The 6,831-nt window shown below is 76.6% G+C and carries 2 protein-coding genes and 3 tRNA genes; 4 read left to right on the plus strand and 1 reads right to left on the minus strand.

The annotated features are described in order from the left end of the window. Window positions 1-117: 117 nt before the first annotated feature. Window positions 118-3,480, minus strand: coding sequence for a PAS domain-containing protein (locus tag ACFVU9_RS35645; RefSeq protein ID WP_387600707.1), 3,363 nt, complete (start codon window positions 3,478-3,480; stop codon window positions 118-120). 177 nt (window positions 3,481-3,657) lie between these two features. On the opposite strand from ACFVU9_RS35645, the gene ACFVU9_RS35650 reads away from it, so the two are divergent. From ACFVU9_RS35650 to ACFVU9_RS35665, 4 genes are all read left to right on the plus strand, one after another. After that, a tRNA-Ser gene (locus tag ACFVU9_RS35650) sits at window positions 3,658-3,751 on the plus strand. Window positions 3,752-3,920: 169 nt separating this feature from the next. Beyond that, window positions 3,921-3,996, plus strand: a tRNA-Arg gene (locus ACFVU9_RS35655). A 31-nt stretch (window positions 3,997-4,027) separates the two neighbouring features. Then, window positions 4,028-4,103: transfer RNA gene (locus tag ACFVU9_RS35660), tRNA-Arg, on the plus strand. Between the two features lie 228 nt (window positions 4,104-4,331). Then, a partial coding sequence (locus tag ACFVU9_RS35665; RefSeq protein WP_387600710.1) for an Ig-like domain-containing protein occupies window positions 4,332-6,831 on the plus strand: 2,500 nt, incomplete at its 3' end.

A 6,831-nucleotide genomic window follows, 5' to 3' on the forward strand; every position in this document is an offset into this window, starting at 1 on the left:
GTCCCCCGGGCCACTACCGGGCGTCACTACCTGGCCGAACGGGTGCTGGCAACGTAGAGCCCGCGTAACGACGGCGGGCCGGCCACCCCGAGCGGGGTGGCCGGCCCTCCGTCGTGCTCAGCCCGCGGCGGCGACGCCGGCCTCGCCCATCGCGCCGATCCGCCCGAGCAGGTCGACGATCCGCGACTGGACGTCCGCGCTGGTCGAGCGCTCGGCGAGGAACAGCACCGTCTCGCCGGTGCGCAGCCGGGGCAGCTCGCGCGGGTCGAGGTCGACCGAGGTGTAGACCACCAGCGGGGTCCGGTGCAGCCGGTCGTTGGCGCGCAGCCAGTCCAGCAGGCCGACCCGGCGGCGGCGGATCTGGAGCAGGTCCATCACCACCAGGTTGGGCTGCACGCTGCTGGCCCGGGAGACGGCGTCGTTCTCGTCCGTCGCGTGCTCGACGTGCATGCCGCGCCGCTCCAGGCTGTTGATCATCGCCGAGGCGATGTCCGGGTCGCTCTCGACCAGCAGGACGCGCGGGGCGTGGTGCTCGCCGTCGCGCGGCGCGAGGGCGCGCAGCAGCACGGCCGGGTCGGCGCCGTACGCGGCGTCCCGGGTGGCCTGGCCGAGGCCGGCGGTGACGAGCACCGGCACCCGGCTGTTGAGCGCCGCGGTGCGCAGCGACTGCAGGGCGGTGCGGGTGATCGGGCCGGTCAGCGGGTCGACGAAGAGCGCGGCGGGGAAGCCGGCGACCTGGGCGTCGACCTCCTCGCGGGAGCGGACGATCACCGGGCGGTAGCCGCGCTCCTGGAGGGCCTGCCTGGTGGCCGGGTCGGGCTCGGGCCACACCAGCAGCCGGCGCGTGCCCTGCTCCTCGCCGGCGGGCTTGTCCAGGTTCACGCTGCCGCCCGCGGGCAGTTCGGCGATCGCGGCGCGCGGGGCGGTGCGGGCCTCGGCCGGGACGGCCGGTACCGGCGGGGGGCCGAGCGGGCGCGGCGGGGCGAGCTCGCCGAGGCCGGTGCCGACCGGTCTCGGGGCGGAGTCCGCAGGGCTCTCCGCGGCCGGCAGGGCCGGGCGGGCGGGCTCCAGCGCGGTGGAGGGCGAAGGCGCGGCGGGCGTCTCCGGCGCGGGGCCGGGCGGTACGGCCAGGCGCCGGCGGCGGCCGGTCGGCGCGGCGGCCGGCTCGGGCAGGGCGGGCGCAGGACCGGCCGGGAGGGCGTGCTCCAGGCCGGGGTAGACGGGGCTCTCGGGCAGGCCGGGCAGGGAGAGACCGCCGGAGGAGTCCTCGGCGGCCTCCCGGGCACGGCGGCGGCGGGGCTTGGTCCCGTCGGTCGGGGTGCCCTCGGCCGGGGTCCCGGTGGCCGGCGCGTCGCCGGTGCCGGGGCCGAGCGCGAGCGGGCCGCGCGCGGCGGGGCGCTCCGGCCGGTGCTCGCCCTCGACCGGGACGGCGTAGGCCGGGCCGGACCGGCCGTCGTCCTTGCCCCACGGGTCGGGCTGCGCGCCGTCCGGCTCCGGCGGGGTCCGGCGGCCGTAGGCGGCGTCGTTGCCGGTGCCGTTCCACTGCTCGGGCACGGCCCGCTCGATCCGCGCCGGGGCGTTCGGCCACTGGTCGGCGGGGGCCTGGCCGTCCATGGCCTGGCCGTCCACGGGCTGGGGGGCGGCGGGCGGCGGGGTCTCGGTGGCGGGCCGGCCGCGGCGTCCGCGCCGTTCGGGGGTGGGTTCCTCAGCGGGCGCGCGGTCCGCCTCGGCGTCCGCGGGGCGCTCGGCGGGCCGGTCGTCCTCGGAGCGGCGGGCCGCGGGCAGCTGGGGGATGCCCGGCAGGTCGGGCAGGACGGCGCTGTCGCCCTCCTTGGGCCGGTCGGAGCGGCCCTCGGCGGCGGCGCGTTCGGCGGCGGCCTTCGCGGCGACCAGGTCCAGCGGCAGCTCGACGACGTACGTGGTGCCGGCCTTGCCGGGCAGCTCGTGCGGCTGGAGCACGCCACCGTGGCGCTCGACCACCGCCCGGGCTATCGGCAGGTGGACGGGGCTGCCGCCGCGTCCGGGGCCGCGGATCTCGACCCGGGCGACGTCGCCGCGCTGGGCCGCCGCGAGGACGACCAGCGGCGGCTCGCCGGCGGACGGGGGGGCCGCCGGGCCGCCGGGGGCGGCCAGGCCGGGGGAGGGGGTGGTCGGGGCGTCCAGCGAGAGCCCGACGCCGCTGACGTCGGCGACCAGGTGGGCGACGGCCTGCGCGAGGCGCCGCTCGTCGGCGATCACCTCGACGCCGGCGGCGTGCACCGAGAAGCGCACCCGGCCCGCGCCGACCAGCTCGCCGGCGTCCTCGACGGCCCGCCGGACGATCTTGTCCAGCGCTACCGGCACCCGCCGCTCGGCGCCCTTGCCCTCGCCCTTGCCGTCCTTCGCGTCCTTGCCGTCGGGCTGGGCGGCCTCGCCGGCCTCGGAGCGCTGGTGCGCGAGCACGCCGTCGATCAGCCGGCCGAAGCGGCGGCACTCGTCGGCGAGGCGGCGCAGCGTCCAGTTGGCCTCCGGCCACAACTGCCCGGCGGGGTCGGCGGCGAGCGCGTCCAGGCGCTGGTTGAGCGCGGTCAGCGCGCCGCCGAGCTCGCTCTCCAGGACGGCGGTGAGGTGCTCGTTGCGGGCGACCAGGGCGAGTTCGCGGCTGCGGTCGGTGAAGGTCATCACCGCGCCGACCAGCTGGTCGCCGTCGCGCACGGGGGCGGTGGTGAGGTCGACGGTGACGGGGCGGCCGTCCTTGCGCCACAGCACGGTGCCGCGCACCCGGTGCTTGCGCCCGGAGGTCAGGGTGTCCATCAGCGCGGACTCCTCCAGCTCCAGCGGACTGCCGTCGGCCCGGGAGTGCTGGATCAGCGGGTGCAGCTCGCGCCCGCCGAGCTCGCTCGCGCGGTACTCCAGGATGTGCGCGGCGGCCGGGTTGACCAGCACGCAGCGCCCTTCGAGGTCGACGCCGAGCACGCCCTCGGCCGCGGCCCGCAGGATCATCTCGGTCTGCTTGTGCTGGCGGCGCAGCTCCGCCTCGACGCCGAGCCGGCTGGAGAGGTCCCGGACCAGCAGCAGGAGCAGGTCGCTCGCGGACGGCGAGCGGGAGCCGTCACGGTACGGGTCGTACGGGACGAGCGGGGAGAGCGCGTAGCCGCGGCCCTCGCCGGCGCCGTCGTCGGCGAAGTCGTTGCCGGAGACCTCGACGGGGAGGGTGGTGCCGTCGGTGCGGTGGGCGGTCATCCGGACCGGGCGGTCGAGGGTGTCGGCCTCGCGCGGGGCCGGGCGCATCGAGCCGGGGATCCGGCTGGGATCGAACTCGGGCAGCAGGCCCAGCACGCCCATGCCGACGAGCGAGGTGCCCGGGGCCTGGAGCAGCTGGACGGCCGCGGCGTTGGCATCCACGACGGTGCCGTTGCTGTTCACCAGCAACAACGCGTCGGGCAGGGCGTCGAGTATGGCGGCGAGGCGAGCAGCGCCTCGGATCGGCCTGCTGCTCACGTCGACAGGTCTCCTCGGCTTGGGGCAGCTCCTCCGGAGTCGGCAGTATCTCATTCTTCTTTGCGGTGGGGACGACCCGGCTAGTAACGTTGGCGGTGGTTGGTGCCGAGCCCCACGGGTGTGGCATCATCACAGGCACACGGAGCGCGTCCGCCAAGCGGGTGCGGTCCTTGTGGAGGAGGCTTCGCCTAGTCCGGTCTATGGCGCCGCACTGCTAATGCGGTTTCGGGGTTATTCCTGATCGAGGGTTCAAATCCCTCAGCCTCCGCCAGCCGAAGGGCCCCGCCGACGATCTCGTCGGCGGGGCCCTTCGCATGTCCGGGCATGTCCGGGCACGTCCAGGCGGGGGCGGGCGGGGCCGGAGCAATCGATTTCGTCCTGCGTCGCAGGTCATGTAATGTTGTTCCCGCAACGCCACGGAGACACGTTCACCGGGGCGAGCGCTCATAGCTCAACGGATAGAGCACTTGACTACGGATCAAGAGGTTGCAGGTTCGAATCCTGCTGAGCGCACCAACCTCCGCAAGATCGGGTTCGCCCGATCCTTGCGCTCATAGCTCAACGGATAGAGCACTTGACTACGGATCAAGAGGTTGCAGGTTCGAATCCTGCTGAGCGCACCAACAAGAAGCCCCCGGCCGTCGGCCGGGGGCTTCTTTCGTATCCGTAGGGGATGAATCGGCCCGGTTCGGGTACATCCCGTCCTGCCGCCCGGACGACCTCCAAACGGGTGGGACACGGCCCGAAGCCCAGGTGTCGCAGTATGACCGGCTCGGCATCGTGATTCCGTTTTGTCACATCTTGTGCCCAGACTGCCCGCCACCCGGCAGCCGACCGCGAAGGAGAGCCGGATGCGCCGACAGTTCCCCCGCACGGCCGCCGCCCTGGCCGCCTTCGCGGCAGGGCTCCTCATCGTCTGGAACCAGCCCTCGGCGGCCCAGCAGTCCCCCGACACCTGGAGCGCCGAGCAGCGCGCGGTCCTGCCCTCCGGCCTTTCCGTCCGGTTCGACCTCGCCACCTCGCCGGGCTTCGACGCGACCGCCGAACCGGGCGAGCTGGCCGACCGCGCCGGCGGGGGGCGCGCGGCCGGGCTGTACGCGGACGGAACGCGCCCGGGCGACCCGGCCCAGACGTTCCGGATCCACGACGCGCGGCCACAGGCCGACGGCTCCTGGCGCACGGTCGGCACCCTCCGGCTCACCTTCTCGCGCTCCGTGCGCAACCCCCGGCTGCACGCGAGCGGGCTGGCCGCCCTCGCGACCGGCAAGTCCGGGAGCACCACCACCGCCGCCCGGCTCACCCTCACCGGCGGCAGCCCGAGCGCCCCGGCGCTGGTCAACCGCACCGACTGGCCCGGCTGGACGGTCGACGCCAACACCCTCGCGCCGGCCGGCTCCGACGGCAGCACCGACGGCTCGGGCGGCGCGGCCGCCGAGGGCAGCCTGGAGCTCGCCGGCACGTTCCGCACCGCCGTCTTCCGGGTCGAGCAGCGCAGCACGGCCCGGGCCGGCAGCACCACCGCCCCGCCCGTCCTGCGCCAGGCCTACACCGTCACCGTCGACGAGGGCCTCGGCACCGCCCCCCAGGCCTACGGCAACGCCTCGCACGTGGTCTCCGACCTCTTCCTCGGCGCGGACGCCGACCCGTCGGCGCGCCGCGACCCGCGGACCGCCGTCGCGGTGCGGGGCACGACCGACCGGCACAACGTCTGGGCCAACCCGGTGCCGCCCAAGCTCCAGCCCGGCCGCGGCGAGTACCGGGGCGCCGACCCGTCCCTCGGCTTCCCGGCCGAGGCCGCGATCGGCCGCTACTACCGGCTCACCGTCCCGGTGGCCGTCGGCGACCAGCCGGCGACCCTGGCCGGCTGGATCGACTGGGACCACAGCGGGCGCTTCGACCCGGCCCACCGGGTGCAGGCCGAGGTCCAGCCCGGTACGGGCACCGCGACCCTGGAGTGGACCGTTCCCTCCGGCGCCGCGAGCGGCGAGACCTGGGCCCGGCTGCGGATCGCCCGGGACCCGGCCCAGCTGATCGCCTCCGGCGGCTTCGCCGACTCCGGGGAGGTCTCCGACCAGCGGATCAAACTGACCGTCGGGGCCGCCCGGCCCGAGATCGCCGAACCGGTGGACGGCACCGCGACCGCCGACGTCCGGCCGCGGATCCGCGGTGAGGGCGCCGTCGCCGGGGCCTCGGTCGAGGTCCGCGAGGGGGACGCGGCGCTCTGCCGGGCGCGCGTCGAGCGCGGCGGCGACTGGAACTGCCGCCCCGGCGACGCGCTCGCCGCGGGCCGGCACAGCCTCACCCCGGTCGAGACCACCAGCGGCGGCGTGGTGCTGCGCGGCGAGCCCGTGCGGCTCACCGTCAAGACCGCCCCGCCCGCCGCGCCCGTGCTCACCCTCCCCGAGTACACCAACGACCCCGGGCTCCAGCTCACCGGCACCGGCGAGGCGGGCGACACCGTCTCGGTCGGCGACCAGCCGGCCGGGGTGCGCGGCGGGTCCGCCGGGGACCTGTGCAGCACCACGGTGCGCACCGACGGCGAGTGGTCCTGCCTGCCGGTGGAGAACCTGGCGGACGGGCGGCACCAGCTGACCCCCGTCGCCGTGGACGCGGCCGGCAACCGGATGGCGGGCAAGGCCGTGGCGCTCGTCGTCACCACCGTCCCGCCGGACAAGCCGGTGCTCACCGCGCCGGCCGCCGGCGAGACCGTCCGCACGGCGCGGCCCAGGCTCGCCGGACGGGCCGGGACGGGCACGCGGGTGCTCGTCACCGCCCAGGCGGGCGGGGCCGCCTCGGACGGGCGGGTGGTCCTGTGCGGGGCGGCGGCGGCCGTCGATGGGAGCTGGACCTGCACCGCCAACCGGGACCTGACGAACGGTGAGCAGGCGTTGACCGTCACGGCGACGGACCTGGCGGGGAACGCGGCGGCCGGGGATCCGGTGCGGGTCCGCGTCGCGGCGGCGCCGGCTCCGGCGGCCGGTCCGGTGGCGCCCGGCCCCGTTCCGCCGAGTGCCGCGGTGCCGAGTCCGGTCGGGCCGTCGCCCTCGGCGTCGCCCGGCGCGGTCAGGCCGAGTCCGAGTGCGGCGGGCTCACCGAAGCCGTCCGCTTCGGCCTCGGCTTCGGCGTCCAGGCCTGCGGTGTCGGCGGTTCCGTCGCCCTCGTCGAGCCCGTCGGCGACCGCCGAGGAGGTGTTCGTACCGGCGCCCGCCGGTTTGCTGCCGATCTTCGTCCCGGTGGTCGCTCCGCCGTTCGTGCCCGCCTCCGACGTCTCCGTCCCGCCGTCCCCGACCGCCGTCCCGTCGCCTTCCGCTGTTCCGTCACCATCCGCAGCCGCGGCGGCCGGGCCGAGCC

Origin of the sequence: Kitasatospora sp. NPDC057936, assembly GCF_042887525.1 — a bacterium.
GTDB lineage: Bacteria > Actinomycetota > Actinomycetes > Streptomycetales > Streptomycetaceae > Kitasatospora.